Here is a 26,819-nt window from a genome sequence, read left to right as displayed (position 1 = left end):
ACGGGAACGAACAATGACGCAAACGAGCGCCAACCGCATCTCTTCCCCGGCCTCAGCCGTCAAGGGAACAACCAGCCTCATCAAGCTTTTGCTGAAGGGCCGCGCTTTCTTCGCGCTGATTGCCATCATCGTCGTCTTTTCGTTCCTCTCGCCGAACTACCTCACCGTCTCCAATCTGCTGATCATGTCCTCGCATGTGGCCATCTACGGCATACTCGCGATCGGCATGCTGGTGGTCATACTCAGCGGCGGCATCGACCTGTCGGTCGGCTCGATCCTGGCGCTGTGCGGCGTCGTCGCGGGCGCGCTGATGCAGGGCATAGAGCTGAAACCGCTTGGCGTCATCCTGTTTGCGCCGGTGTGGGCCGTGGTCGTGCTGACCTGCTCGCTCGGCGCCGTGCTCGGCGCGCTCAACGGCATCCTGATCGCCTGGTTCAGGGTACCCGCTTTCGTCACCACTCTGGGAGTCATGTACATGGCGCGCGGCGTCGCGCTGCTGATGACCAACGGCCTCACTTACAACAACCTCGCCGGCAGGCCGGAGCTCGGCAACACCGGCTTCGACTGGCTTGGCTTCAACCGGCTCTTCGGCGTGCCGATCAGCGTGGTGGTCCTGGCGGTCCTCGCCGTGCTGACCGGGCTGATGCTCAGCCGCTCCTCCTTCGGCCGCTGGCTCTACGCCTCTGGCGGCAACGAGAACGCGGCCGACCTGTCGGGCGTGCCGGTCAAGCGGGTCAAGATCACGGTCTACACGCTCTCCGGCATCCTGTCGGCGATCGCCGGCTTGGTGCTCTCTTCGCAGTTGACTTCGGCCGGACCGACCGCCGGCACCACCTACGAGCTGACCGCGATCGCGGCGGTGGTCATCGGCGGCGCCGCGCTGACCGGCGGCCGCGGCACGGTGCGCGGCACCATGCTCGGCGCGTTCGTCATCGGCTTTCTTTCGGACGGCCTCGTCATCATCGGCGTGTCGTCCTACTGGCAGACCGTCTTCACCGGCGCCGTCATCGTGCTCGCCGTGCTCATGAACACCATCCAGTACGGGGCCCGCGGCGTCCGACAATGATGCCGCGCCTCGCCGCAAGCTTCTCCGGGACGCAAGGAGACCGACCGGAAAGAAGGCCGAGACAAATCGGCAACCGCAATCCGCAACCGCAATCTGTAAAAGGGAGAGAGAGAGAAATGATCAATAAAACCAGAAGGATGCTCTTGGTCGCTGCCGCGACGCTGCCGTTCATGGCAAGCCATGCCTGGGCGGCGGGCTTGATCAGCATCATCGTGACCGATCCGGCCAATCCGTATTGGCTCACCGAGGGCCAGGTCGCCAAGGCCACAGCCGAGAGTCTCGGCTACACAGCCAATGTCAGCGCCCACAAGGGCGACACCAATACCGAAAGCACGATGATCGACACTGCCATCACCAACAAATCGGTGGCGATCATCCTCGACCCGGCCAATGCCGACGGTTCGGTCGGCGCGATCAAGAAGGCGGTCGCCGCCAACATCCCGGTCTTCCTGGTCAACGCCGAGATCAACCAGGATGGTCTCGCCAAGGCACAGCTCGTCTCCAACAACGCCCAAGGCGCCGCGATCGGCGCGCAGCAATGGGTCGAGGCGATCGGCGACAAGGGCAACTATGTCGAGTTGTTCGGCAACCCGGCCGACAACAATGCGGCGACACGCTCGAACGGCTATGAGACCGTGCTTACCCAGTATCCGGACCTCAAGAAGGCCGGCAAGGAAGTGGCCAACTGGGACCGCACCCAAGGCTACCAGAAAATGCAATCGCTGCTGCAGGCCCACCCCGACGTCGCGGGTGTCATTTCCGGCAACGACGAGATGGCCCTTGGCGCCATTGCGGCGCTGAAGGAAGCGGGCAAGCTCGACCAGGTGAAGGTCGGCGGCTTCGACGGCTCGCCGGACGCGGTCGCCGCCGTCAAGGCGGGCGAAATGCAATACACGGTACTGCAGCCTGTCGCGGTCTTCTCGGCCGAAGCCGTAAAGCAGGCCGACAAGTTCATCAAGACCGGCTCGACAGGCGCGTCCTCCGAGAAGCAGCTCTTCGATTGTGCCCTGATCACCAAGGACAATGTCGACAAATACACAGGGCCGTTTACGCTTTCCCAGTAAACCACGGACTGGGGCGCGCATCATGCGCGCCCCTTTTCCTGCCGCGCAGAATGCATTCGATGCGCAAAACACTGCTCGCCCTTAACGCACCGCTTGCCATCGGCGCCAGATATGCGAATGGCATCGGCAGGAGAGGCTTGGATGAAAGATCGCGAGATTCGGCCCGAGCAGGCGTTGAAGACCCTTGCTGCGGATCAGGTGCCCGCCGACAGCCGCCACGCGCGTCAGCTTGCACGCCGCCGGATGATGGCCGAGGCCGTGCTGGCCGAGGGCACGATGCGCATCGAGGACCTCACCGAACGCTTCGGCATCAGCCTGATGACCGCGCACCGCGACCTGGACGAACTGGTCGAGAAGGGTCTGCTGCGCAAGACGCGCGGCATCGTCTCGGCCGCGCCGACCAGCCTCATCGAATCGAGCGACGTCTACCGCTCGTCGCGCCAGTCTGCCGAGAAGCGCGCGATCGCGCAGGCGGCGTCCGCCTTCCTGGAACCCGGCCAGGCCGTCTTCTTCGACGATTCCACCACCGTCCTGCAGCTCGTGCCGCATCTTGCGGCGCGCGTGCCGCTGACGGCGATCACCAATTCCATCACCCTGATGAACGAGTTGAAGGGCACGCGGGACCTCACGCTGCTCGGGCTTGGCGGCCAGTTCTACAACTGGTGCAATGCCTTCATGGGGCCGGTCACGGTCACGGAGATCCGGCGGCTGAGGGCCGATCGCGTCTTCATGTCGATGTCGGCCATCACCGACGGCATGGTGTTCCACCAGTCGCCGGAAATGGTCGAGACCAAACGCGCCATGTTCGACAGCTCCGCCATGCGCATCCTGCTGGCTGACCACACCAAGTTCGAGCGCCGGGCACTGTATGCCATGTGCGCGCTCAACGAGTTCGACGTCATCGTCGTCGACGATGGGACCCCACCCAGGCAGATCGAGGCGATGAAGGCAGGCGGCATGAACGTCATCGTCGCCCCCGTTCGGCAAGGAGACGCCGCGGCATCCGAATTGTAACACTTATTGATGTTAATTTAACATCATGATATGGGCATTCTCTAGGAGATGCACGCTATGTGCATGGCGAGGAGCGGATGCCCTGTCTGCTGGGAATTGATAGCGGCCTGACCATGACCAAGGCGGTGGTTTTCGACGAGGCCGGCGCCCCGCTGGCCGTGGCCCGCCGCCGGGTGGCGCAGATCATGTCCGAGCCGCGCCACGTCGAGCGCGATATGAACGGCCTTTGGCGGGCTGCCGCCGAAGCGATCGCGCAAGCGCTGTCCGATTGCGGCCGACCGGCCTCCGACATCGCCGCCGTCGCCACCACTGCGCACGGCGACGGGCTCTATATGCTCGATCGTGATCGCCAGCCGCTCGGACACGGCATCCTGTCGCTGGACAGCCGGGCTGGAGACGTTGCGGCCCGATGGAACGCCGATGGGACGGCCAGGAAGGCTCTGTCGCAGACCGGTCAGGCGCCGCATGCCTCGGCGCCGTCTTCGCTGCTGGCCTGGATACGCGATCACGAGCCGGAGCGCTTTGCCCATATCGGCCACGTGCTTGCCTGCAAGGACTGGCTGCGTTTCTGCCTGACGGGAAGCCTCGGCACCGATCTCACCGAAGCGAGCACTTCGTTCACGGCGGTCGATACGCAAGCATACGCGCCGGACATCCTCTCGATCTTCGGTCTCGAAGCGCTCGGCGATGCCCTGCCGCCGATCGCGCGGCCGGACGAGTTGGTCGGCACCATTACGGCGCAAGCGGCCCGGGACACGGGCCTCGTCGCCGGCACGCCGGTTGTGGCCGGCCTGCACGACGTGACCGCCTCGGCGCTTGGCATCGGCGGCTATGGCGAGGGCGTGGTCGCCATCGTTGCCGGCACCTATTCGATCAACGAGACGGTCTCGGCCGCGCCACGCATCGATGCCCGGTGGTTCTGCCGCAACGGATTGAAGCCCGGCGAATGGAACAACATGTCGATCTCGCCGGCGTCGGCGGCGAACTACGACTGGTTCCTCGACACGCTGTGCGGTTCCGAACGGGCGCAGGCGGAAGCTGACGGGCGCTCGATCCACGCCATCGTCGGTCCGGAAATCGAGGCGGCGTTGGCGCGGCCGTCGACACTGCTCTTCCATCCCTATCTGTTCGGCTCGCCGCATGGTCCGGCTGCCAGCGCCGGCTTCCTCGGGCTGCGCGGCTGGCATGACCGCGGCGACATGCTGCGGGCGGTGATCGAAGGCATTGCCTTCAACCATCGCGTTCACGTCGATGCGCTGCGCGAAGGCTTCCCGGCGCGCGAGGCGCGGCTGACCGGCGGCATTTCCCGTAATTCCGCCTTCGCGCAGATCTTCGCCGATGTGCTCGGCATGCCGATCACGGTCACCGAGACGGAGGAGGCCGCCGCGTGGGGCGCGGCGCTGTGCGCCGGAGCCGGCGTCGGCCTGTTCGCTTCCCCACGGCACGATCCGCGCGAGCTCGCCACGCTCGGCCGCGCCTACCGGCCCGACCCCGAGCGCAGCGCTGCCATGGACAAGCGCTACCGGCTGCACTGCGACATCGCCAACCGCCTCGCCGACGCCTGGCCGTCGATCGAAGCGCTCGCGGAAAAGGGGAAGCCATGAACGCGGACAATCGCCGGCAGGACATTGCCGACTATGTCATTCAGCATGGCGAGGCGCGCATCGACGAGCTTGTCGCGGCCTTTGGCGTCTCGCGCATGACGATCCATCGCCACGTCGATGAACTGGCGCGCCAGGGTGTGTTGCGCAAGCTGCATGGAGCGGTCAGCGCGCAGCCGTCCGGCGTCTACGAGAGCCTTTTCCGCTTCCGCCAGACCCATGCGACCGCCGCCAAGCAGGCGCTCGCCCGGGCGGTTCTGGCCGAGATCGAGCCGGGCCAGGTCGTTCTTCTTGACGATTCGACCACCGCCAACGCGGTCGGCCCGTTCCTGCCGCAGATCGCGCCGTTGACCATCGTCACCAACAGCCTGTCTCTGGCGGAACAACTGGTGGACAAGGACGACCTGAAGCTGATCCTGCTAGGCGGCGAATACCACCCGACCTACAACGCCTTCATCGGCCACATCTGCGAGAGCGCTCTGCAGAAGATCAGGGTGAATCTGCTCATCTGCTCGGCCTCGGCGATCGACAAGACCGCGACGCTGATCCAGGATCCGCAGGTGGTGCGCGTAAAGCAGGCCATGGCCGCCGCCGCCTCGCGCACGGTACTGCTCATCGATTCCTCCAAGTTCGGCAAGGTGGCGCTGCATCTGTTTGCAGACCTCACCGACTTCGATCTCGTGCTCAGCGACGACGGCCTTCCCGACGAGATTGCCGGCAGCCTGAAGGCGGCCGGGGTCAATCTCAAGATCGTGCCGGTGCAATGACCGCGACGTCACGGGATGTCGATGTCCTCATCATCGGTGCCGGCATCAACGGCGCCGGCCTGTTTCGCGATCTGTGCGAACAGGGCCTGAAGGTCGCGATCGTCGACAAGGCGGATTTCGGTTCCGGCACCAGCGCCGCACCGTCGCGGCTCATCCATGGCGGTATCAAATATCTCGAGACGGGCGAGTTGAGCCTCGTCGCGCAATCGACGCTGGAGCGCAACCTTCTGTTGCGCAACGCGCCGCATGCCGTGCGGCCGCTGCCGACCGTCATCCCGATCTTTTCCTGGCTGACGGGGATCGGGGCGGCGCTGCGCACCCTTTTCGGCAGCACGACCGCGCCGCGCGGCCGCGGCGCTCTCCTGATCAAGATCGGTCTCGCCATGTACGACTTCTACGGCGCCCGCCACCGCGTCATGCCCAGGCATACGCTGTGGTCGAAAGCGCGGGCGTTGACCGAGATACCGCCGTTGACGCCACGCATCGTGGCGGCCGGTACCTACTATGACGCCACCGTCCGTCATCCCGAACGGCTGGTGCTCGAGCTTCTTCAGGACGGCATCAGGGCCAGCCCTCAATCCGAGGCCTTCAACTACGCGCATCTGCTGGACAGCGACGGCGGCGTCGTGCGCTTCGCCCTGCCGGAGGGCGGCGAGCGCTGCTTCCGACCGCGCATCGTCGTCAACGCGGCGGGGCCATGGATCGATCGTGTCAACGCAGCGCTTGGCGCACCGTCGCGACTGGTCGGTGGCACCAAGGGTTCGCACATACTGCTCGATCATCCCGACTTGCTGCGGGCGTTGAAAGGCCGCATGATCTACTTCGAGGCCAATGACGGCCGCATATGCCTGGTGTTCGACTATCTCGGCCGGGCGCTGGTTGGCTCGACCGATATCCGCGCCGCCGATCCCGAGACGGTGCGCTGCGAGGATGACGAGATCGACTATTTCCTGGCGAGCTTGCGCGCGCTTTTGCCCGGTCTTTCCTTCGGGCGCGAGCAGATCGTCTATGCCTATTCTGGCATCCGCCCGCTGCCGACGTCGGACGGCACTGCGCCGGGCCTGATCAGCCGCGATCACTCGGCGCCCGTCATGGAAACCGAGGGCGGCCGGAGTTGGCCGATCGTCTCGTTGGTCGGCGGCAAGTGGACGACCTTCCGCGGTTTTGCCGAAGAGGTGGCGGACCTGCTGCTGGCGAGGCTTGGCCGCTCCAGGCGCGTGAGCACGCAAAACCTCGCCATCGGCGGCGGCCGCGATTTTCCGGCCGACGCGGCTGCGCGTGTCCGCTGGATCTCCTCCGTCATGGCTGAGACAGGGGCCTCGCCGGCGCGCGCCGAGGCTCTGCTCGACCGTTATGGCACGACGGCACGCGCCATTCTGGCGCACGAAGCCGGGCGGCAGACGGAGCCGCTTGCGGACGCGTTCGACTATACGCTGGCGGAGATCGATTGGCTGGCGCGCAACGAACGTGTCGTCCACCTGGCCGATATCGTCATGCGCCGCACCGCGCTGGCGATCACAGGCCGGCTCAGCCGGCGCGACCTTGAACGGATTGCCGACACCGCAGCCATTGTGCTGGAGTGGAACCCCGGACGGCGCGAGAAGGAGCTGGAAGCGACCTCAAAGGAGCTCACGGAGCGGCATCGCTTTTGCTTTGAGCAGTCGGAGCCCGTTGCCCGGCGAGACCGACGGTCTGGCTGAGTCTAAAGCATGTCTCCCGAAAGTGGGAACCGGTTTCGGGACAAAGACATGCGTAAAATCAATAGTTTAAAGCGCGGGGAGCGAATCTGAAAGATCGCGACGCGCTTTAAAGGACCACGGCCGTGAAGTTCCATGGGGCCGGCTGCAACTACCCAAGTGTTTGACTGGCAAGTGCATAGGTCATCGGCGCACCTGCGCCGCCGACGGCAAAGTCGGCGAGGCGCTTGCCCATCGACATGGTCAGCACCGTGTCGAAGACCGGCATTCCGCTGTGCGACAGAAAGGCGGCGAACTCGCCGCTCTTCATATGAGTGTCCACCCGCAGAAAGTCGCCCGAATGCTCGGCCACATGCGGCCGAACCACTGCGATGAAGAGGACGCCTGCGTGCACAACATCAGCTGGCGGCATATCATTGCAGGCTGCGCCAACCGATTTAAGAGTCATCCGCCCGGCAGTGCCCCTCGCGAAACCGGCGTGAGGATAGCTGCCTCGATGCGAAGTTCGTCGAACCCATCCCACATACGAGCTGACTTCTTCAACGGTATCGGCCCCACGCCGACAGTCGCCGCCCCCTTTCCATCCCGCATCACACGCTTCGTTTCGGCGTCCGCCACTCGCAGATCGATTCGTGACGGCACCGGGAAGTGATCGGCTCTGCCGGGATTCGGCCTCATTTTAAGCAATGCTAATGGAAAGCAAGCCTAGTTGGGGTACACTCGCGGCTGAAGCGCGTCGCGTTCGGACCGCCTGTTGTGAGGCGCTCCCTGTCTTGTTTTTAAGCATGTCGCAAACGCGGGGCATTCTTGGGCGACATGTTCTGGAAACGATTGCGCCAATGCTGCTCGAGCGAGAGAGACCTCTTAAAACCTTGCTGGCAACCGCGGCCAGTGCCGGCGAAGGTCGGGGCGGCATCGTGCTGCTCGAAGGCGAGGCCGGGATAGGCAAGACTTCGCTGCTGCAGGCATTCACCGAGCGCGCGGGAGAAGGCTGCCGGGTGCTGTGGGGCTGGTGCGAGGCACTGTTCACGCCGCGCCCGCTCGGTCCCCTGCAGGACATGGCGCGGGCGCTCGACCCCCAGATCGCAGCGCTGCTCGACCAGGGGGCCGCGCCCGAGCGGCTCTTTCCCGCGCTGCTGAGCGCGCTTCAGCACGCCAGGGGAACGACTGTGCTCGTTTTCGAGGACGTGCATTGGGCGGATAACGCGACGCTCGATCTCATCCGATATCTCGGGCGCCGCATTTCCGTGCTTCGCGCCATGCTGGTGCTGAGTGCACGCAGCGATGAACTGGTCGCCGACCATCCGCTCACGCATATAAGAGGCGACCTGCCGGCGGCATCGCTGACCCGCATCGCGCTGAAGCCGCTTTCGCCCGAGGCGGTCACGACACTGGCCGAACAGTCGGGCCGCGCCGGCGCCGATCTTTACCAGATCACGGGGGGCAACCCCTTCTTCGTCTCCGAGCTTCTTGCGAGCCGCGGGGCGGAACCGGGGCACGTTCCCGATTCCATCCGCGACGCCGTGTGGTCGCGGTTGTCGCGCCTGACGGACGGCGAGCGCAAGGTGCTGGAGATGATGAGCATCGAGCCGGGCAGCGTCGAGCCGTGGCTGATCCGCGCCCTTCTCGGCGCCGAGGTCGACGCTGTCGTGGATCGCTGCGTGGCCCGCGGATTGCTGCGGCGGGACGTTCAAGGCGCCCTGACCTTCCGCCACGAGCTTGCCAGGCAGGCGACGCTCGAGCGGCTGTCGCCCAGCCTTCAGCGGTCGCTTCATGCCAAGGTGGAGGCGGCAATGGCAGGGCTTCCGGCGGCGCAGGCAAGCACCCAGCTTGCACGCCGGGTGCACCACGCCGCCGCCGCAGATAACGGCGCGCGCGTGCTCGAACTCGCGCCCCAGGCCGCGGCGCAGGCTGCGCGGCTGGGCGCGCATCGTGAAGCCGCCGCGCATCTGGCGACGGCGCTCAGATACATCGCGCAGGTGCCGCCGGCCGAGGCCGCCCAGCTTTACGAATCCTGGGCCTACGAGGCCGGACTGGCGCTGCAGGTCTATGACACGATCATCGAAGCGCGGCATCGCGCCATCGCGCTCTGGCGGGAACTCGGCCGCCCGGACAAGGTCAGCCTCAACCTGCGCAGCCTTTCCAGGCTGCATTGGCGCCGTGGCGAGGGCGAGCAGGCGGAGCACTTCGCCCACGAGGCGGTGCGCGAGGTGGAAAACCTGCCGCCCGGGCCGGAACTGGCGATGGCCTACAGCACCTGCTCGCAACTGCATATGCTGCATTACCGCTTCGACGAGGCGATCGAGTGGGGACTGCGCGCGATCACCCTGGCCGACCGGCTGGGCGAGGTCGAAACGCGCGTCCATGCCTTGAACAATGTCGGCACCTCGCTGCTATTCGACGATCGTCCGGGCGGTCGCGAACGGATGGAGGAAAGCCTGGCGCTCGCGCTCGAGCACGGGTTCCATGACCATGCGGCGCGGGCCTACACCAACTATGCCGAATATGCGGTGGTGTCCAAGGATTTCGCGCTCGCCGAACGGCTGCTCTCCGAAGGCATCGTCTTCGCCGCCCGGCACGACCTCGATTCGCCGGCGCAGTATCTGCTCGGCCGGCAGGCGCAGCTTCGCATGGAACAGGGCCGCTTTCGCGACGCCGAGACCATTGCGCAGGGCGTCATGAAACTGGAACGCCTGCCGGTGGTCATGCACCTGCCGGCGCTCACCGTGCTTGGCAGGGTGCGCGTGCGGCTGGGCGAACCTGGCGGCGCGTCGCTCCTGCAGCAGGCGCTCGAAGAGGGGCTGCCGACCGGCGAACTGCAGCGCATCGTACCGGTCCGTATGGCGCTGACCGAGGCCGCCTGGCTTTCCGAGGACCGCGCCGCCGGCCACGAGCAACTGACGGCGCTGGTCGCAATGGATCTCGACAATTTCCGTCCTTCTGACCTCGGCGAACTGGCGGTCTGGTGGCGGCGATGCGGGATGGAGGAGCCGATGCCGGCGCCGACGACACGGATTCCATGGCGACGCGCGGTCGAACTTGGCGGTGATCCGTTGGCGGCGGCCAAGGAATGGGAGCGCCTGGGCCTTCCCTACGAGGCGGCGCTCGCGCTGATGCAGGTGCGGGGCGCCGATGCCGCGACGGCACTGGCAAGCGCCGTGACCGGGCTCGAGGCGCTGGAGGCGCGCCCCGCCGCGACGCTGGCGCGAAAGCTGGCGCAGCGCCTGGGCGTCGCCGGCCGACTGCCGAAAATGCGCCGGGGTCCGTACACGGTCGCCCGTCAGCATCCACTTGGGCTTACGCAGCACGAGCAGCAGGTGCTCGCCCTGATCGCGGAGGGCAAGAGCAACAAGGAGGTCGCCCGCACCTTGTCGCGATCACCGCGTACGGTCGAGCACCAGGTTTCGGCCGTGCTCGGCAAATTCAACGCCGCCAACCGGATGGAAGTGCTGCTCAGGCTGCGCGGCGAGCCGTGGCTGCTCTCCACCGCCGCCGCGCCCTGATCCCCAGCGAAATAGGAAGGCGGCAGCCGAAATTTGGGTGATCGTACCGATGTGCGCGAAGGCCGCGGGGGGTAGGCTCAAGTCACCTGAAATCCTCAAGTCACCTGAAGTCCCGGGCAGGCCGCCTGTCCGGGAACTCGCCGAACCGAAGGGAGAGATAGCGATGACCAGACGTCTTAGCGCATTTGCATTTGCGCTGCTCGCTGCCACGGGTGGCGCGGCGGCATCGGAACTGGCGCCGGGCAGCGGCCACAGCATCCAGCTCGGCAACTTCAGCGGCGCCGTCTACTACACGGTCGAGCAGGACGGCTACCGGGTCGTCGCGACCATGGCTTCCGGGGCCGAGCAGCAGCCGGTCCGCGTCGTCTCCACGCTCGCACCGGGCCAGCGCATGATGATCTCCGTGCCGCAGGCCGTCGGCCAACCGTCGATCGATTTCGAAATATTGCGCGACGGCAAGGCACTGCTTGTCAGCGAGCCGAACTTCATTCCGTCCGCCGCCGCGGAGAACGACCTGACGCTGGACAGCGCGGAGCCGGTCAAGACGTCTGCCACCGCGCCCTGAATCGGGCTGGTCGGCACCGGGCGGGGGCGCCCATTCCGTCGACTCGGGCGAAGCAACGCAGCGCGGGCTCCCGCCCGCCGCTGTTGGATGACAGACAGATGGGTAGCTTGCTGCAGACGGTTGTCCTGGCTTCCGCTGTCCTGAGCTTCGCGACCGACGCAGGCACGGCGGGGCAGGATGCCGCCGCTCCCGGAAAGTTCTACAGGGTTGTGGACGGCAAGGCCGATGCGCGGACCTATGACGGTTTCAGGCGTTACCATTCGGGCTGCGACCGCTGCCACGGCCCTGACGGCGTGGGGTCGACCTTCGCGCCGTCCCTGGTCAGCCGACTGCCCGACATCGAAGCCTTCCGGCGCGCCGTGCTCAATGGCCGTGCCGACGGCGGCTCGGTGATGAAAGGGTTCGCCGACGATCCCAACTTCGCACCCTATGTGGACGATATCTATGCCTATCTGCAGGCCCGCGCGGACGGCTCGCTCGGCCGCGGGCGGCCCGGCAGACTGCAGCCGTAGAAAGCCTTGGTGCGCCCGCTTCAAGCCTGATCGATGGCGACGTCTTGTCAGCGGGAAGAACGCTCGCTTGCCGCCGCTGCGTTCTATCGCAACAAGATGCCTCATGAATTCCGACTGCCGCGCCCCCCGACGCGGCAACGCGGACTATGCCGCCAGGGCTCCCGACTTCTTCGCGGTCCAGGTGGCGATATAGTCCATCAGGCCGGGACTGAGGCAGTCATAGGGTTCGAGCCCGATCGACTTGAGCTGGGCGCGGATGCCGGCCATGCGGCTCGGGTCGACACCGGATTCGATGATCGAGGAGACGAAGGCGGCGAAGCCCGGCGGCGACCAGCCGTCCTCCTCGAAGCGCTCGGGATGGATGAAGGACAGGCCCTTGAAGGCATGGTCGCGCTCGACCGGGCCGTACATGTGGACGCCGCAGCCGGTGCAGGCATGGCGCAGGATGAGGGCCGAGGAGTCGACGACCTTCAGCTTGTCGCCGTTCTCGGTGACGGTCACGTCGCCGCTGGCGGCAACGGCAACCACCGAGAAGAGCGCGCCTTCCGGCTTCCAGCACTTGGTGCAGCCGCAGGCGTGGTTGTGGGCGATCTGGCCCTTGACCTTCACCTTCACCGGGTTGCTGGTGCAGGCGCAGACCAGCGTGCCGCCGGTAAAGGATGCGCTCTCCTTGGGCAGCCCATTGTCGATCTTCGGATGCAGTTTCTCGGCCATTCGTCCTTCCTCCATGTTGACCACAAGGGTCACGGGCGTTTCGGGCCCGCGGCCCAGCGGCATTGCTTCAGTAAACCACCACACTCCTGATCGACTTGCCCTCATGCATGAGGTCGAAGCCCTTGTTGATGTCCTCCAGCTTCAGCGTATGGGTGATCATCGGATCGATCTGGATCTTCTTTTCCATGTACCAGTCGACGATCCTCGGCACGTCGGTGCGGCCGCGCGCGCCGCCGAAGGCGGTGCCCATCCAGGTGCGGCCGGTGACCAGCTGGAACGGCCTGGTCGAAATCTCCTGGCCGGCGCCGGCGACGCCGATGATGACCGACTTGCCCCAGCCGCGATGCGAGGCCTCCAGCGCCTGGCGCATCACCTTGGTGTTGCCGGTGCAGTCGAAGGTATAGTCGGCGCCGCCGATCTGGTCGGCGCCGCGCTTGGTCATGTTGACGAGATAAGGCACGATGTCGCCGTCGATCTCCTTCGGATTGACGAAATGCGTCATGCCGAACTTCTCGCCCCAGGCCTTCTTGTCGTTGTTCACATCGACGCCGATGATCATGTCGGCGCCGGCAAGGCGAAGACCCTGGATGACGTTCAAGCCGATGCCGCCGAGGCCGAAGACCACCGCGGTGGCACCCTGTTCGACCTTGGCCGTGTTGATCACCGCGCCGATGCCGGTGGTCACCCCGCAGCCGATGTAGCAGATCTTGTCGAAGGGGGCGTCCGGGTTGACCTTGGCGACCGCGATCTCCGGCAGCACGGTGAAGTTGGAGAAGGTCGAGCAGCCCATGTAATGGAACAGTTTCTCGCCATTGACCGAGAAGCGCGAGGTGCCGTCGGGCATCAGGCCTTGCCCCTGCGTGGCGCGGATGGCGGTGCACAGATTGGTCTTGCGCGACAGGCATGACGGGCACTGCCGGCATTCGGGCGTGTAGAGCGGGATGACATGGTCGCCCTTCCGGACCGAGGTCACGCCCTTGCCGACATCGACGACGATGCCGGCGCCCTCATGGCCGAGGATGGCCGGAAAGATGCCTTCCGGATCGGCGCCCGAGAGCGTGAACTCATCGGTGTGGCAGATGCCGGTCGCCTTCACCTCGATAAGCACCTCGCCCTCGCGCGGGCCTTCGAGGTCCACCTCCATGATCTCAAGCGGCTTTCCGGCACCAACAGCGACTGCGGCACGCGTTTTCATGAGGCATTCCTCCCAAGGCTATCGACGAATTTCATATTCCGGCGGGCTTAAGGCCTGCCTCGCAACAAAATGTCCGTTTCCTGGTTGCCGTGAGGTCGCGATAATCGAACGATCCATCTCATAAGTCTATTCTACCAAGGTCCTCCACCCCACCCGCCTCAAGGCAGCCCGCTATGGTAGTGTGCTGAGAGTTCTGCACTTTCCGCGCAGTTTCCCGGAAGCCGTGACGCCGACCTCCTTGCCGCGGGAATAGGACTAAAGCAGAGCCAGGACGTCTGCCCACGAGGTTGATAAATCCCGCAGCTTCACTAAGCTCGCCTTGGGGCACCTTGGCTTCGCGCTAGTCCGGCAACGACCGAGCAAGCGCAAGAAGTGGTAATTTTGTCGATGACAAGTGCGGTGCCGGGCACCTTGGTGGCCTTTTTGTGCTTTCTGTCCCTGACCGCAGGCGCGTTGGCCCAGCAACCGACCTTGCAGCCGGCGGGCGCTATCAAGCCGCAAAGCAAGACAACCGAAATCAAGATAGGCTATTTACGGGCCTACGCGCCGCGACTGACGCTTTCCCTGCTCGATGCGCCGCCGCGCGACGAAGGTGTCGCCGGCGCCAATGTCGCCATCGGCGACAACAATACGACGGGCAAGTTCATCAATCAGAAATTCAGCCTCGACGTCACCGAGATAAAGCCGGAATCCGATGCGGTTCAGGCATTCGACGACCTGATCGCCAAAGGCGACCGCTATGTTGTTGCGGACCTCTCGGCCAAGCAGTTGCTGTCGATCGCCGACATCGCTCGCGACAAAGGTGTGCTGATATTCAACATCGGCGCCACCGACGACAGTCTGCGCGAGGAGGACTGCCGCATAAATGTCTTCCACATCGCGCCGACGCGAAGCATGCTCGCCGACGCGCTGGCGCAGTATCTCATGGTCAAGAAATGGCCGAACTGGGCGCTGCTCTACGGTTCGCATGAGCAGGACCACCTCTATGCGGACGCGTTGCGCCGCGCTGCAGCCCGCTTCGGCGGCCAGATCGTCGCCGAGAAGGAATTCAAGGACACCGGCACAGCCAGGCGCACCGACACTGGCGCCACGCAGATCCAGCTGCAGATCTCGGTATTCACGCAGGACCTGCCGGAGCATGACGTGCTGCTTGTGGCCGACGAGAGCGAGGTGTTCGGGACCTACGTGCCCTACCGCACCTGGACATCGCGGCTGGTCGCAGGCACGGCCGGTCTCGTGGCATCGTCATGGCATCCCGCCAGTGAACAATGGGGCGGTATCCAGATGCAGAGTCGCTTCCTGAAGACGACAGGCCGACGAATGCTGTCCAAGGACATGTCGGCCTGGACGGCCGTGCGGGCCGTCGGCGAAGCCACCACGCGCATCAATGGCGACGATCCGAAAAAGATCAGCGACTACATCCGCTCGGACGATTTCTCGGTCGCCGCCTTCAAGGGACAGAAGCTGACCTTCCGCAAATGGAACCTTCAGCTGCGCCAGCCGATCATGCTCGGCGATACCAAATCGGTCGTTTCGACATCCCCCCAGGAAGGCTATCTCCACCAGGTCTCCGAGCTCGACACCCTCGGCATCGATCAACCGGAAACGAAATGCGTTCTCAAGTAGCGCCAATCGGGAGGAATTCGTGCAGAGACGAGCTCGCGTACTCGCCATTCTCGCAACCGGCATCATGGCCAGCCCGGCATCGGCCTACACGGCCTATGTCTCCAACGAGAAGGACAATACGATGACCGTCGTCGACACTGTGACCATGCAGGTGGTCAAGACCGTCGACGTCGGCCAGAGACCGCGCGGCATCACCATCTCGCACGACGGCAAGTTCATCTATTTGTGCGCCAGCGACGACAATATGATCCAAATCATCGATACCCAGACGCTGCAGGTCGTCGGCACGCTGCCCTCCGGCGACGATCCCGAGTTGTTCGTGCTTTCGCCCGACGGCAAGACGCTCTACGCCGCCAACGAAAACGACAATCTGGTCACCGCGATCGACGTCGACAGCAAGGAGGTCAAGAGCGAGATTCCAGTTGGCGTGGAACCGGAAGGCATGGCCGTCAGCCCGGACGGCAAGACCATGGTCAATACCTCAGAAACCACCAGCATGGCGCACTTCATCGACACCGAGAGCCATGACGTAACCGACAACGTGCTGGTCGACACGCGCCCGCGCTTCGCCGCGTTCAAGCCCGACGGATCGCAGGTCTGGGTCAGTGCCGAGGTCGGCGGCACCGTCAGCGTCATCGATAACGCCAAGCGCGCGGTCGTGAAGAAGATCAAGTTCGCGATTCCTGGACTGCGGGCCGAAACCATTCAGCCGGTAGGTATCGCCATCAGCGCCGACGGCAAGAAGGCCTATGTCGCGCTCGGCCCGGCGAACCATGTCGCGGTGATCAACACCGAAAGCTACGAGGTGGAAAAGTACATCCTCGTCGGCCAACGCGTCTGGCATCTGGACTTCACCCCCGATCAGAAAACACTGATCACCACGAACGGCAATTCCAACGATATCACTTTCATCGATACGGCGACCGACGAGCCGATTCAGTCGGTCACCGTCGGCCAGCAGCCCTGGGGCGTGGTCATATCGCCCCAATAGAAACCAGCCGAAAGACTGAGGCCTGCCCCCGAGGCCATCGAGGTCGAGCGCGCTAGGTAAGCATCCTGAAGGAGCCATCCATGCAGCATGCCGGGACGGGGAAAACGGGAGACGAGGTGGCGGCGCTCGACGTCGCCGGCGTCAGCCATTCATATGGTCCGAAGCGGGCGCTCAACGACGTCTCGTTTTCGATCGCGCCGGCGACTTTCACCGCGCTCCTCGGTCTCAACGGTGCCGGCAAGACAACTCTGTTCTCGTTGATCAGCCACCTTTACGACACGCGCCACGGATCGATCCGCATCTTCGGCCACGACGTCAGCCGTGCTTCCGGCGAGGCGCTCAGACGTGTCGGCATCGTGTTCCAGGCACGCACGCTCGACCTCGATCTGAGCGTATACCAGAACTTCTCCTATCACGCCTCGCTGCATGGCATCGGACGGCACGAAGCCCGGCAGCGCATTGCGGCGCTGATCGAGACGGTCGACATGCAGGGCCGCCAGCATGACAAGGCTCGCAGCCTTTCCGGCGGCCAGATGCGGCGCATCGAGATCGCCAGGGCGCTGCTCCACCGCCCTTCCCTGTTGCTGCTCGACGAAGCGACGGTCGGTCTCGACATCCAGTCGCGCGCGGGCATTCTTGCCACCATCCGCAAGCTGGTCGAGACGGAGGGCATCGGCGTGCTTTGGGCCACGCATCTGATCGACGAAGTCGATGACGGCGACCATGTCGTCGTGCTCAGGCAGGGTGACCTGGTCGCCAAGGGCAAGGTGGCCGACGTCGTCAAGGCAAGTGGTGCCGGTTCGATCGGCGAGGCCTTTTCGAGACTCAGCCGAAGCGAGGCGGCCGGCATTGCGGAGATCTCGCCATGAACTCTCCCGCAATGCCGGAAAAGGTCGCCGCTGTCACGCCAGCGAAGTCCGGCGCGTTCGGCCTTCGTCACTATCTCATCTGCCTCAAAGGTGTCGTCATACGGGAATGCCTGCGCTTCCTGCACCAGCGCGAGCGTTTCATCTCGTCGCTGGTTCGACCGCTCGTCTGGCTGTTCATTTTTGCCGCCGGATTCCGGCAGGTGCTCGGCGTTTCGATCATCCCGCCCTACAAGACCTACGTGCTCTATGAGGTCTATATCACGCCAGGCTTGTGCGGCATGATCCTGCTGTTCTCGGGCATGCAGTCTTCGCTGTCGATGGTCTACGACCGCGAGATGGGCAATATGCGCATCCTGCTGGTCAGCCCATTCCCCCGCTGGTACCTGCTGCTGTCGAAGATGCTCGCCGGTGTTTCCGTATCGATCGCGCAGGTCTACGCCTTCCTGATCGTTGCCTGGTTCTGGGGCGTCAAGGCGCCGCCGCTCGGCTACTTGTTCGTGCTGCCGGCCCTGTTCCTGTCCGGCATGATGCTTTGTGCGCTCGGCATGCTTTTGTCCTCGATGATCAAGCAGCTCGAGAATTTCGCCGGCATCATGAACTTCGTTATCTTTCCCGGCTATTTCGCTTCTCCGGCGCTCTACCCTTTGTGGCGCATCCAGGAAGCGAGCCCGCTTCTTTACAAGCTCTGCCTCGCCAACCCCTTCACCTACGCCGTCGAACTGATCCGCTTCGCCTTCTACGGGCAGATCGATTGGGTGTCGCTGGGTGTCGTCGCCGGCTGCACGCTGCTGTTTCTGGGAGGCGCCATCATCGCTTATGACCCTTCGCGCGGCCTGATAATCCGCAAACAGGGCACGGGAGGAAACGATTGATGGAACGGATGAGGCTTGTACGCAGCCTGGTTGCGGCCGCCATGCTCGTGCCGAACGCCGGCGCCGTGGCCGCGAATACCGATCCGGACTGGCCCTGCGCTCAGCGCAAGGTGCCGCAACTCTCGCTCGCCCAGGTCTGGAATGGACCGGACCTTCCACCAGCGGCGAAGGATTGGTCGCAGGACCCTTCCGTCTCCGCCCTGGTCGAGGAGGTGGCGGCTCGCAGGCTGCCGATAGCAGACGCGCAGATGAAGATCAGGGATTTTGCCGCCTCCCTGCCGGCCGAGCAACTTGCGCCGAAAATGGCGATGCTCTTGCAAGGCATGTTCGACCACATGGACGCCGAGCGTTCGCATGTGATTTCCGGCATTTCCCGTTACGCCCACAGGCAGCTCGAAATGGCCGCCGAATTGCGCAAGCAGGCGTCCGATGTCGATGTCTTGCGCGCAAAACCCGACGCGGATCAGGACGAGGTCGAGCGGCAGACCGACCAGCTGAATTTCGCGACGCGCATCTTCAACGAGCGTGCGCAATCGCTGACTTACGTCTGCGATGTGCCGACGATAATCGAGCAGCGGCTTTATCAGCTGTCCAAGACTGTCTCGGAAACGCTTGCCGCGAAGAAATAACGCATGTCGCCCAAAAGTGCGCAGCGGTTTTGGGAGAACGACTTGCGCGAAATAAAGCCCGCTTCGAAGATGCCCCGTCAGGATCCCCGGCCGGGCAGCACACGCCAGCGCTGCACGAAATAGCCGGGATGTGTCTCCAGCCAATGGGCGACCAGCGGCTGCGCCTGCATGAAGGCCACCCCGGGATTCATGGCCAGGCCGTCCGCCATTTCCTCGCGTTGCTCGCAGGTCTGCGGCACCGCCGTCATGCAGACCATCATCACGATTGTATAAAGCATGCCCCTTCCCCTTCGAATTCCCGAACCTCGCGCCCGGGACCCATAGCGATTTGTCTGCAGGGGTTGGCTGCCTATCCGTCTTGTCTGCGAGTATGAGAGCGCGTGCCCCTGCCCTTTCGCACTGCAACATACCATGCGAGCCCCCCGACCGCCATCGATGGCGGTGCGTTTTCCACGCCCTTGTCGGCTTTCTTTCGCATGATTTCTTCGGCCGGTATGTCGGGCGCTTCACTCTGGCCGCTTTCCAGGCGCTCTCATTTTTTGCATCCGAGCCGCGTCATTCGCTTCGGCGTACGGATACAGTTTGCCGAACAGGGGCAGGTAGGTTGCGCCTCTGCGCATCAGGAAATCGTTGAAGGTCGCCATGGCCGGCGAGATCACATGATCGGTGCGCATCACCGAAAACCATTGCCGGCGGATCGGCATCCCGGCCACGTCGAGAATGACGAGCCGGCCGGCTTCCGTTTCCGCGGCGATGGTGTGCGCGGAGATGAAAGCGATGCCGAGACCTGCCATCACCGCCTGCTTGATCGTCTCGTTCGAGCCCATCTCGACGCCGAGATCGTCGATCCGGCCGGGAACGTCGCTCAGGAATATCTCCAGCGAGATGCGCGTGCCCGAGCCCGGCTCGCGAATGAGGAAATGCTCCTCGGCGATCCTCTGCTTGGAAATGTCGCGTGCCGACGCCAGCGGGTGTTCGGGCGGCGCGATGACAACCAGCGGATGATCGCCGAAGACCGAAGCGCGCACCGAAACTTCCTTGGGCGGACGGCCCATCAGTGCGATGTCGATGTCGTGGTTCTTCAGACTGTCGATCGTTTCGGCGCGATTGCCGACGGCAAGCCGCATGTCGATATCGGGATGCTCCTTCATGAAGCCGGCCATGAGCCGTGGCGCGAAATATTTGGCGGTGGAAACGACGCCGAGCCTCAGGCTGCCGGCGCGCACGCCCTTGATGGCGTCCATCTCGTCTTCGAGCAGGCGAAGCCGCTCCTCGATAGCCTGCGCCGCCTCGACGAAGGCCAGCCCTGCGGCGGTGGGACGCATGCCGTCCGAGGTCCGATCGAACAGGGCCAGTTGGACCTCCTCCTCCACTTGTCGCAACTGGATCGTCACCGCTGGAGGAGAAAGGCCTAACACCTTGGCCGCGCTGACGATTTTTCCGTGGCTGACGATTGCCTGAACGGTCTTGAATTGCCTGAGCGTGAGGTTTCTCATGCGGCATACTAAATTGTTTTTACTGCTCAGGTAAAGTTATTGAATTTTACTTAGCACAGATCGTTTGGTTTCATCCCTCCATCCGGCCCCGAGGAGACACGACCGGACCGGGAGGCTACGATGCCAGCGCCAACGCTCGACGCTTTTCTGAACTCCTATCTCGGCGACTCGCCGGACGAACGCCGCTCCGCGGTCGTGGCCACCGTCCGTCAGCTCACACAGGCTGCCACCAGGGTCCGCAATGCCATCAACCAAGGGGTGCTCGGCACCGCCTTTGCCGGAACCCGCGGCGCCAACGCCGACGGCGACGTTCAGAAGGATCTCGACATCTTTGCCGACGACATCTTTCTCGACGCCATGCGTCACGCTCCGGTCGCGCTCTATGCTTCCGAGGAGCTGGACCGGCCGGTCCTGCTCGACGGACAAGCCCCCCTCGCCGTCGCCATCGACCCGCTGGATGGCTCTTCCAACATCGACGCCAACGTGTCGATCGGAACGATTTTCTCGCTCCTCCCTGCAACTGGCGCGCCGGACGCCAATCCGGCCGCCTCCTTTTTGCAGGCAGGCGTGAGCATGCTGGGCGCCGGGTTCTTTATTTACGGGCCGCAACTGGCGCTCGTTCTGTCGCTCGGCAGCGGCACGCACGTCTTCGTGCATTCGACCAGGCTGGGCACCTTCGTCCAGGCCTACGAAAGCCGGATCATTCCGGAGCGGACCCAGGAGTTCGCCATCAACGCCGCCAACTACCGCCACTGGGACGAGGCCGTGCGCCTCTATGTCGACGACTGCCTGGAAGGCACCGAAGGCCCACGGGAGAAGGACTTCAACATGCGCTGGATCGCCTCGCTTGTCGCTGACTGCTATCGCATATTGATGCGCGGCGGCGTGTTTCTCTATCCCGGCGACCAACGCCGGGGTTACCGCCAAGGCCGGCTTCGGCTCGTCTACGAGGCCAATCCGATTGCCTATCTGATCGAACAGGCGGCCGGTGCCGCGACCGATACGATCACCCGCATCCTCGAAATCGAACCCGAGAGCCTGCATCAGCGCGTCCCCGTGGTCTTCGGATCCGCGCGGGAAGTCGCGCGGATCGCCCGCTACCACACCGAACCCAGCGCTATCGGCGAGCGCGCGCCGCTGTTCAGCCGCCGCGGACTTTTCAGGGCCTGAGCAGCATCATGTCGGCAAGGCACCCCATCATCACCATCACCGGATCGTCGGGCGCGGGCACAACCTCGGTCAAGCGCATCTTCGAGCTGATCTTCCGGCGCGAGAACATCGAGGCTGCCTTCATCGAAGGCGACGCCTTTCATCGCTACGACCGCGCGGCGATGAAGGTGGAGGTCGCCAAGCAGGAAAAGGCAGGCAACCCGAACTTCACCCACTTCCATGCCGAGGCCAACGAGCTCGGGATCCTCGAGGGGGTTTTCGAGGAATATGGCCGCCGAGGGACCGGAAGGACCCGCACCTACGTCCATGACGAGGACGAGGAGAAGCTGTACGGCACGCCGCCGGGGAATTTCACCGATTGGCGCGAATTCGCCCCGAGCGACCTACTCTTCTACGAAGGCCTGCATGGCTGCGTCGTCACCGACAAGATCGACCTGGCCAGGCATGCGGATCTCAAGATCGGCGTGGTGCCGGTCATAAATCTCGAATGGATCCAGAAGATCCATCGCGACCGCGCCACGCGCGGCTATTCCACCGAGGCGGTGATGGATGTGATCCTGCGCCGCATGCCGGACTATGTCCGCTACATCGTCCCGCAATTCTCGCAGACCGCGATCAACTTCCAGCGCGTGCCGATCGTCGACACGTCCAACCCGTTCATCGCGCGCTGGATTCCGACCCCCGACGAATCGATGCTGGTCATCCGCTTCGCCAATCCTCGCGGCATCGATTTCCCCTACCTGCTTTCAATGATCCACGACTCCTTCATGTCGCGGCCGAATTCCATAGTGGTGCCGGGCAACAAGCTCGACCTTGCCATGCAGCTGATCCTGACGCCGCTCATCCTGCAATTGATCGAACGCAAGAAACGTGTGTCGTGAGGAGGACGCCATGACCAGCCTGGCAGCATTGAAGTCCGTCGCCGCCTCTGCCTCCGAGCGCGACATGGCGAACGCCATCCGCGCGCTGGCGATGGACAGCGTGCAGAAGGCCAACTCCGGACATCCGGGCATGCCGATGGGCATGGCCGATGTCGCGACGGTGCTGGTCAGCCGCTTCATCAATATCGACCCGACAGCGCCGGACTGGCCCGATCGCGACCGCTTCGTGCTTTCAGCCGGGCATGGCTCGATGCTGCAATATGCGCTGCATTACCTGCTCGGCTACGAGGACATGCCGATCGAGGAGTTGCAGCGGTTCCGTCAACTGGGCAGCCGTACCGCCGGACATCCGGAGCACGGCCACGCGCTTGGCATCGAGACGACGACCGGTCCGCTCGGACAAGGCATTTCGACCGCTGTCGGCATGGCGCTGGCCGAACGCATGCTTGCCGCCCGCCACGGCGCGGATCTCGTCGACCACTACACCTACGCGATCGCCGGCGACGGCTGCCTGCAGGAAGGCATCAGCCACGAGGCGATCGACCTCGCAGGTCACCTGAAGCTGTCCCGGCTGATCGTGCTGTGGGACGACAACGCCATCTCCATCGACGGACCGACCTCGCTGTCGACGTCGATGGATCAGCCGGCGCGGTTCAAAGCCGCCGGCTGGCATGTCCAGTCGGTGGACGGCCACGACATGGAAGCCGTCGCCGCGGCAATCGAGGCCGCACGGCAGTCGGATCGGCCATCGCTGATCGCCTGCCGCACGGTAATCGGCAAGGGCGCGCCCAATCTGGGCGGTTCGGAAAAGACGCATGGCGCGCCGCTGGGCGATGCGGAGATTGCCGCGACGCGAGAAAACATCGGCTGGGCCTACGCACCGTTCGAGGTGCCGGACGACATCCTTTCCGCCTGGCGCGAGATTGCCGAGCGCGGGCAAGCGGCGCGGCGCGCCTGGGAGCAGCGGCTTGCCGCCTCGCCGCGGCGCAAGGCCTTCGAGCGTGCGATCGGCGGCAAATTGCCCGATGCGGTATTCGAGGCTCTTGCCGCCTTCCGCGAGGAACATGTCGAGAAGGCGACCAAGGTCGCAACGCGCAAGGCCTCCGAGATGGCGCTTGCCGCGATCAACGGCGCAACCGAGCTGACGGTTGGCGGCTCCGCCGATCTCACGCATTCGAACCTGACGATCACCAAAGGCATGGATCGCATCGTGCCGGGTGGCTATGGGGGCCGCTACGTTCACTACGGCATCCGCGAGCACGGCATGGCCGCGGCCATGAACGGCATCGCGCTGCATGGCGGGTTCGTACCCTATGGCGGCACGTTCCTGTGCTTCGCCGACTATGCTCGCGGCGCGATGCGGCTCTCGGCGCTCATGAGCCGGCGCGTCGTCTATGTGATGACGCACGATTCGATCGGCCTCGGCGAGGACGGACCGACCCACCAGCCGATCGAGCATCTGGCGATGCTGCGGGCGACACCGAACCTCAACGTCTTCCGTCCGGCCGACATCATCGAAACCGCGGAATGCTGGGAACTGGCGCTGAAGAGCGAAACGCGGCCGAGCGTGCTGGTGCTCTCGCGCCAAAACCTGCCGATGCTGCGCCAGGCACGCAGCGACGAGAACCGGTCCAGCCGCGGCGCTTACGTCTTGCGCGAGCCGTCCGCGCACCGTGCAGTGACGCTGATCGCCACGGGTTCCGAGGTCGAGATCGCCGTTGCCGCCGCCGAACGGCTCGAACGGGAGCACGGCATCGCCCCCGCCGTCGTCTCGATGCCGTGCTGGGAACTGTTCGAGGAACAGGATGCGGACTACCGCAAGTCCGTCCTCGGCTCCGCGCCGCGCGTCGCGGTCGAAGCCGCCGCCCGGCTCGGCTGGGACCGCTGGATCGGCGAGACGGGCGCTTTTGTCGGCATGACCGGCTTCGGCGCAAGCGCCCCTGCTCCGGATCTCTACAAGCATTTCGACATCACGCCCGAAGCCGTCGCCGCAGCGGCGATGAAGCTCATCATCTAGGAGGACCGACAATGGCCCGCATCACCCTTCGCCAGCTTCTCGACCATGCCGCCGAGCACGGCTACGGCGTGCCGGCATTCAACATCAACAACATGGAACAGGGCCTCGCCATCATGGAGGCGGCGAGCGCTTGCGACGCGCCTGTGATCATCCAGGCCTCGCGCGGCGCCCGCTCCTATGCCAACGACATCATGCTCGCCAGGATGATGGAGGCGCTGACCGAGATCCATCCGGCCATTCCGCTGTGCATCCATCAGGATCACGGCAACAACGAAGCCACCTGCCTTTCGGCGATCCGCCACGGCTTCACCTCGGTGATGATGGACGGATCGTTGATGGCGGACGCCAAGACCCCGGCGACATACGACTATAACGTCGCCATCACCGAACGCGTCGCGCGCATGGCGCATTGGGTCGGCGCTTCCGTCGAAGGCGAGCTCGGCGTGCTCGGCTCGCTGGAAACCGGCCAGGGCGAGGCCGAGGACGGTCACGGCGCAGAGGGCGCACTATCGCACGACCAGCTCTTGACCGATCCCGATCAGGCGGTCGACTTCGTGACCGCCACCCGCGTCGATGCGCTGGCGATCGCCTGCGGCACCTCCCACGGCGCCTACAAGTTCACGCGCAAGCCGGACGGCGACATCCTGGCCATGCAGGTGATCGAGGCGATCCACGAGAAGCTGCCGAACACGCATCTGGTCATGCACGGTTCGTCCTCCGTGCCGCAGGAACTGCAGGACATCATCAACAAGCACGGCGGCGAGATGCCCCAGACCTTCGGCGTTCCGGTCGAGGAGATCGAGCGCGGCATCCGCCACGGCGTGCGCAAAGTCAACATCGACACCGATTGCCGCATGGCCATGGCCGGGCAGTTCCGCCGCGTCGCGACGCAGGATCCGCGCGAATTCGATCCGCGCAAATTCCTGAAGCCCGCCATGGACGCCTTGCGCGACCTTTGCCGCGATCGTTTCGAACGCTTCGGTACCGCCGGCAACGCTTCGAAGATCAAGGTCATCGCCATGGACGAGATGGCGAAACGCTATGCCGCCGGAAAGCTCGACCCGCAAATCGCAACCGCCAAAGCCGCCTGAGCGGCGGTCCGCCAAAAAGGAAAGGACCAGCCTCATGCCCAACAAATCCGAAACCGTGACCGGTAAGGACCGCTACAAATCCGGTGTCATGGAATACAAGAAGATGGGCTATTGGGAGCCCGACTACGAGCCGAAGGATACCGACATAATCTCGGTGTTCAGGATCACGCCCCAGGACGGTGTCGACCCGATAGAGGCTGCCGCAGCCGTCGCCGGCGAATCCTCGACCGCAACCTGGACAGTGGTCTGGACCGACCGGTTGACGGCATCTGAAAAATACCGCGCCAAGGCTTATCGGGTCGACCCCGTGCCGAACGCGCCCGGACAGTATTTCGCCTATATCGCCTACGACCTCGACCTGTTCGAGCCGGGTTCGATCGCCAATCTATCGGCATCGATCATCGGCAACGTCTTCGGTTTCAAGCCGTTGAAGGCATTGCGGCTGGAGGACATGCGTTTCCCCGTCGCATATGTGAAGACCTTCCAGGGTCCGGCGACCGGCATCGTCGTCGAGCGCGAGCGCCTCGACAAGTTCGGCCGCCCGCTGCTCGGCGCCACCGTCAAGCCGAAGCTCGGCCTTTCCGGGCGCAATTACGGCCGCGTCGTCTACGAGTCGCTGAAAGGCGGGCTCGATTTCACCAAGGACGACGAGAACATCAACTCGCAGCCCTTCATGCATTGGCGTGAGCGTTTTCTCTACTGCATGGAGGCCGTCAACAAGGCGCAGGCCGAGACGGGCGAGATCAAGGGAACCTATCTCAACGTCACAGCGGCCACCATGGAGGACATGTACGAACGGGCCGACTTCGCCAAGGAACTCGGCTCCAACATCGTCATGATCGACCTCGTGATCGGCTACACGGCGATCCAGTCGATGGCGAAGTGGGCGCGCAGGAACGACATGATCCTGCACCTCCATCGCGCCGGCCATTCGACCTACACGCGGCAGAAGTCGCACGGCGTCTCCTTCCGCGTCATCGCCAAATGGATGCGGCTTGCCGGCGTCGACCACATCCATGCCGGCACCGTGGTCGGCAAGCTGGAAGGCGACCCGGCGACGACCAAGGGGTTACTACGACATCTGCCGCGAGGACATAACCCGATGAAGCTGGAGAACGGCATCTTCTTCGACCAGCACTGGGCCTCGCTCAACAAGCTGATGCCGGTGGCGTCCGGCGGCATCCATGCCGGCCAGATGCATCAGCTCATCGACCTGCTCGGCGAGGACGTCGTGCTCCAGTTCGGCGGCGGCACAATCGGCATCCGATGGGCATCGCTGCCGGCGCCACCGCCAACCGCGTTGCCCTCGAATGCATGATCCTCGCGCGCAACGAGGGCCGCGACTATGTGCGCGAAGGGCCGCAGATCCTGGAGAACGCGGCCAGGAACTGCCTGCCGCTGAAACAGGCGCTCGAGACCTGGAAGGATGTGACCTTCAACTATGCCTCGACCGACACGCCGGACTTCGTCCGGTGGCAA

The 26,819-nt window shown here is 64.3% G+C and carries 22 protein-coding genes and 2 pseudogenes; 19 read left to right on the top strand and 5 right to left on the bottom strand.

Translation table 11 applies throughout. The features are described from left to right. Positions 1–13: 13 nt before the first annotated feature. The 6 genes from EJ070_RS20135 (at position 14) to EJ070_RS20110 (ending at position 7,212) form a co-directional block, all read left to right on the top strand. Positions 14–1,066: an ABC transporter permease gene (locus EJ070_RS20135; protein ID WP_126092891.1), complete on the top strand. Its 1,053-nt coding sequence runs from the start codon at positions 14–16 to the stop codon at positions 1,064–1,066. Positions 1,067–1,182: 116 nt separating this feature from the next. After that, the gene (locus EJ070_RS20130; RefSeq protein WP_126092890.1) at positions 1,183–2,130 is read left to right on the top strand and encodes a D-ribose ABC transporter substrate-binding protein; all 948 of its coding nucleotides are present in this window, start codon (positions 1,183–1,185) and stop codon (positions 2,128–2,130) included. Positions 2,131–2,271: 141 nt separating this feature from the next. After that, complete coding sequence (locus EJ070_RS20125) at positions 2,272–3,144, top strand: DeoR/GlpR family DNA-binding transcription regulator (protein WP_126092889.1); 873 nt, start codon at positions 2,272–2,274, stop codon at positions 3,142–3,144. Positions 3,145–3,221: 77 nt separating this feature from the next. After that, positions 3,222–4,748 (top strand): FGGY-family carbohydrate kinase, encoded by a 1,527-nt coding sequence (locus EJ070_RS20120; protein WP_126092888.1) that lies wholly within the window; start codon positions 3,222–3,224, stop codon positions 4,746–4,748. Further along, positions 4,745–5,512 carry a DeoR/GlpR family DNA-binding transcription regulator gene (locus tag EJ070_RS20115; protein WP_126092887.1) on the top strand — a complete coding sequence of 256 codons (768 nt, stop codon included), beginning with the start codon at positions 4,745–4,747 and terminating at the stop codon, positions 5,510–5,512. Before EJ070_RS20120 ends, EJ070_RS20115 begins: the two co-directional genes overlap by 4 nt. Then, on the top strand, positions 5,509–7,212 hold the full coding sequence (locus EJ070_RS20110) for a glycerol-3-phosphate dehydrogenase/oxidase (RefSeq protein WP_126092886.1): 1,704 nt from the start codon (positions 5,509–5,511) through the stop codon (positions 7,210–7,212). The genes EJ070_RS20115 and EJ070_RS20110 overlap by 4 nt, the downstream gene beginning before the upstream one ends. 148 nt (positions 7,213–7,360) lie before the next feature. Here the strand turns inward: EJ070_RS20110 and EJ070_RS20105 are convergent. Then, positions 7,361–7,582: pseudogene (locus EJ070_RS20105) on the bottom strand (GNAT family N-acetyltransferase); the annotation flags it as partial. Between the two features lie 412 nt (positions 7,583–7,994). On the opposite strand from EJ070_RS20105, the gene EJ070_RS20100 reads away from it, so the two are divergent. The 3 genes from EJ070_RS20100 to EJ070_RS20090 all read left to right on the top strand — a co-directional run bounded on the left by EJ070_RS20100 (position 7,995) and on the right by EJ070_RS20090 (position 11,789). Continuing rightward, complete coding sequence (locus EJ070_RS20100; RefSeq protein WP_348627519.1) at positions 7,995–10,712, top strand: AAA family ATPase; 2,718 nt, start codon at positions 7,995–7,997, stop codon at positions 10,710–10,712. Positions 10,713–10,875: 163 nt separating this feature from the next. Then, positions 10,876–11,277 (top strand): hypothetical protein, encoded by a 402-nt coding sequence (locus EJ070_RS20095; RefSeq protein ID WP_245464631.1) that lies wholly within the window; start codon positions 10,876–10,878, stop codon positions 11,275–11,277. Positions 11,278–11,375: 98 nt separating this feature from the next. Beyond that, positions 11,376–11,789, top strand: a complete 414-nt coding sequence (locus EJ070_RS20090; protein ID WP_126092884.1) for a c-type cytochrome — start codon at positions 11,376–11,378, stop codon at positions 11,787–11,789. Positions 11,790–11,933: 144 nt separating this feature from the next. Here EJ070_RS20090 and gfa read toward each other — a convergent pair whose 3' ends face one another. Further along, complete coding sequence (gfa, locus tag EJ070_RS20085) at positions 11,934–12,503, bottom strand: S-(hydroxymethyl)glutathione synthase (protein WP_126092883.1); 570 nt, start codon at positions 12,501–12,503, stop codon at positions 11,934–11,936. 67 nt (positions 12,504–12,570) lie between these two features. Continuing rightward, positions 12,571–13,698: an S-(hydroxymethyl)glutathione dehydrogenase/class III alcohol dehydrogenase gene (locus EJ070_RS20080; protein WP_126092882.1), complete on the bottom strand. Its 1,128-nt coding sequence runs from the start codon at positions 13,696–13,698 to the stop codon at positions 12,571–12,573. 387 nt (positions 13,699–14,085) lie between these two features. On the opposite strand from EJ070_RS20080, the gene EJ070_RS20075 reads away from it, so the two are divergent. The 5 genes from EJ070_RS20075 to EJ070_RS20055 all read left to right on the top strand — a co-directional run bounded on the left by EJ070_RS20075 (position 14,086) and on the right by EJ070_RS20055 (position 18,685). Then, positions 14,086–15,324 (top strand): ABC transporter substrate-binding protein, encoded by a 1,239-nt coding sequence (locus tag EJ070_RS20075; RefSeq protein WP_126092881.1) that lies wholly within the window; start codon positions 14,086–14,088, stop codon positions 15,322–15,324. Between the two features lie 19 nt (positions 15,325–15,343). Next, on the top strand, positions 15,344–16,315 hold the full coding sequence (locus EJ070_RS20070; RefSeq protein ID WP_126092880.1) for a PQQ-dependent catabolism-associated beta-propeller protein: 972 nt from the start codon (positions 15,344–15,346) through the stop codon (positions 16,313–16,315). 80 nt (positions 16,316–16,395) lie between these two features. After that, positions 16,396–17,184: an ATP-binding cassette domain-containing protein gene (locus EJ070_RS20065; RefSeq protein ID WP_126092879.1), complete on the top strand. Its 789-nt coding sequence runs from the start codon at positions 16,396–16,398 to the stop codon at positions 17,182–17,184. Positions 17,185–17,195: 11 nt separating this feature from the next. Next, entirely contained in the window at positions 17,196–18,056 is an 861-nt protein-coding gene (locus EJ070_RS20060; RefSeq protein WP_189350674.1) for an ABC transporter permease, read from the top strand. Beyond that, positions 18,056–18,685 (top strand): hypothetical protein, encoded by a 630-nt coding sequence (locus EJ070_RS20055; protein WP_126092877.1) that lies wholly within the window; start codon positions 18,056–18,058, stop codon positions 18,683–18,685. The genes EJ070_RS20060 and EJ070_RS20055 overlap by 1 nt, the downstream gene beginning before the upstream one ends. Positions 18,686–18,762: 77 nt before the next feature. Here the strand turns inward: EJ070_RS20055 and EJ070_RS20050 are convergent, their stop codons facing one another. Both EJ070_RS20050 and EJ070_RS20045 read right to left on the bottom strand, forming a co-directional pair. Continuing rightward, complete coding sequence (locus EJ070_RS20050) at positions 18,763–18,963, bottom strand: hypothetical protein (protein ID WP_059185947.1); 201 nt, start codon at positions 18,961–18,963, stop codon at positions 18,763–18,765. 228 nt (positions 18,964–19,191) lie between these two features. Continuing rightward, positions 19,192–20,181 carry a LysR family transcriptional regulator gene (locus EJ070_RS20045; RefSeq protein WP_126092876.1) on the bottom strand — a complete coding sequence of 330 codons (990 nt, stop codon included), beginning with the start codon at positions 20,179–20,181 and terminating at the stop codon, positions 19,192–19,194. A 120-nt stretch (positions 20,182–20,301) separates the two neighbouring features. Here EJ070_RS20045 and EJ070_RS20040 point away from each other — a divergent pair, with 120 nt between their 5' ends. From EJ070_RS20040 to EJ070_RS20020, 5 genes and pseudogenes are all read left to right on the top strand, one after another. Next, positions 20,302–21,351 carry a class 1 fructose-bisphosphatase gene (locus tag EJ070_RS20040; RefSeq protein ID WP_126092875.1) on the top strand — a complete coding sequence of 350 codons (1,050 nt, stop codon included), beginning with the start codon at positions 20,302–20,304 and terminating at the stop codon, positions 21,349–21,351. A gap of 8 nt (positions 21,352–21,359) precedes the next feature. Beyond that, complete coding sequence (locus EJ070_RS20035; RefSeq protein ID WP_126092874.1) at positions 21,360–22,232, top strand: phosphoribulokinase; 873 nt, start codon at positions 21,360–21,362, stop codon at positions 22,230–22,232. 10 nt (positions 22,233–22,242) lie between these two features. Further along, positions 22,243–24,249 (top strand): transketolase, encoded by a 2,007-nt coding sequence (tkt, locus tag EJ070_RS20030; protein WP_126092873.1) that lies wholly within the window; start codon positions 22,243–22,245, stop codon positions 24,247–24,249. A gap of 11 nt (positions 24,250–24,260) precedes the next feature. Beyond that, the gene (fba, locus tag EJ070_RS20025) at positions 24,261–25,340 is read left to right on the top strand and encodes a class II fructose-bisphosphate aldolase (protein ID WP_126092872.1); all 1,080 of its coding nucleotides are present in this window, start codon (positions 24,261–24,263) and stop codon (positions 25,338–25,340) included. 34 nt (positions 25,341–25,374) lie between these two features. Continuing rightward, positions 25,375–26,810 (top strand): annotated as a pseudogene (locus EJ070_RS20020) (form I ribulose bisphosphate carboxylase large subunit); the annotation flags it as partial. Between the last annotated feature and the right edge of the window lie 9 nt (positions 26,811–26,819).

The organism is Mesorhizobium sp. M1E.F.Ca.ET.045.02.1.1, assembly GCF_003952485.1.
In the GTDB taxonomy this organism is placed as follows: domain Bacteria; phylum Pseudomonadota; class Alphaproteobacteria; order Rhizobiales; family Rhizobiaceae; genus Mesorhizobium.
Note: the sequence above shows the minus strand (reverse complement) of the source record. Positions and strands in the feature narration are given on the sequence as shown.

Coding starts and splice junctions, on each gene's coding strand:
- EJ070_RS20135 (WP_126092891.1), top strand. CDS start 14: ATGACGCAAACGAGCGCCAACCGCATCTCTTCCCCGGCCTCAGCCGTC.
- EJ070_RS20130 (WP_126092890.1), top strand. CDS start 1,183: ATGATCAATAAAACCAGAAGGATGCTCTTGGTCGCTGCCGCGACGCTG.
- EJ070_RS20125 (WP_126092889.1), top strand. CDS start 2,272: ATGAAAGATCGCGAGATTCGGCCCGAGCAGGCGTTGAAGACCCTTGCT.
- EJ070_RS20120 (WP_126092888.1), top strand. CDS start 3,222: ATGCCCTGTCTGCTGGGAATTGATAGCGGCCTGACCATGACCAAGGCG.
- EJ070_RS20115 (WP_126092887.1), top strand. CDS start 4,745: ATGAACGCGGACAATCGCCGGCAGGACATTGCCGACTATGTCATTCAG.
- EJ070_RS20110 (WP_126092886.1), top strand. CDS start 5,509: ATGACCGCGACGTCACGGGATGTCGATGTCCTCATCATCGGTGCCGGC.
- EJ070_RS20100 (WP_348627519.1), top strand. CDS start 7,995: ATGTCGCAAACGCGGGGCATTCTTGGGCGACATGTTCTGGAAACGATT.
- EJ070_RS20095 (WP_245464631.1), top strand. CDS start 10,876: ATGACCAGACGTCTTAGCGCATTTGCATTTGCGCTGCTCGCTGCCACG.
- EJ070_RS20090 (WP_126092884.1), top strand. CDS start 11,376: ATGGGTAGCTTGCTGCAGACGGTTGTCCTGGCTTCCGCTGTCCTGAGC.
- gfa (WP_126092883.1), bottom strand. CDS start 12,503: ATGGCCGAGAAACTGCATCCGAAGATCGACAATGGGCTGCCCAAGGAG.
- EJ070_RS20080 (WP_126092882.1), bottom strand. CDS start 13,698: ATGAAAACGCGTGCCGCAGTCGCTGTTGGTGCCGGAAAGCCGCTTGAG.
- EJ070_RS20075 (WP_126092881.1), top strand. CDS start 14,086: ATGACAAGTGCGGTGCCGGGCACCTTGGTGGCCTTTTTGTGCTTTCTG.
- EJ070_RS20065 (WP_126092879.1), top strand. CDS start 16,396: ATGCAGCATGCCGGGACGGGGAAAACGGGAGACGAGGTGGCGGCGCTC.
- EJ070_RS20060 (WP_189350674.1), top strand. CDS start 17,196: ATGCCGGAAAAGGTCGCCGCTGTCACGCCAGCGAAGTCCGGCGCGTTC.
- EJ070_RS20055 (WP_126092877.1), top strand. CDS start 18,056: ATGGAACGGATGAGGCTTGTACGCAGCCTGGTTGCGGCCGCCATGCTC.
- EJ070_RS20050 (WP_059185947.1), bottom strand. CDS start 18,963: ATGCTTTATACAATCGTGATGATGGTCTGCATGACGGCGGTGCCGCAG.
- EJ070_RS20045 (WP_126092876.1), bottom strand. CDS start 20,181: ATGAGAAACCTCACGCTCAGGCAATTCAAGACCGTTCAGGCAATCGTC.
- EJ070_RS20040 (WP_126092875.1), top strand. CDS start 20,302: ATGCCAGCGCCAACGCTCGACGCTTTTCTGAACTCCTATCTCGGCGAC.
- EJ070_RS20035 (WP_126092874.1), top strand. CDS start 21,360: ATGTCGGCAAGGCACCCCATCATCACCATCACCGGATCGTCGGGCGCG.
- tkt (WP_126092873.1), top strand. CDS start 22,243: ATGACCAGCCTGGCAGCATTGAAGTCCGTCGCCGCCTCTGCCTCCGAG.
- fba (WP_126092872.1), top strand. CDS start 24,261: ATGGCCCGCATCACCCTTCGCCAGCTTCTCGACCATGCCGCCGAGCAC.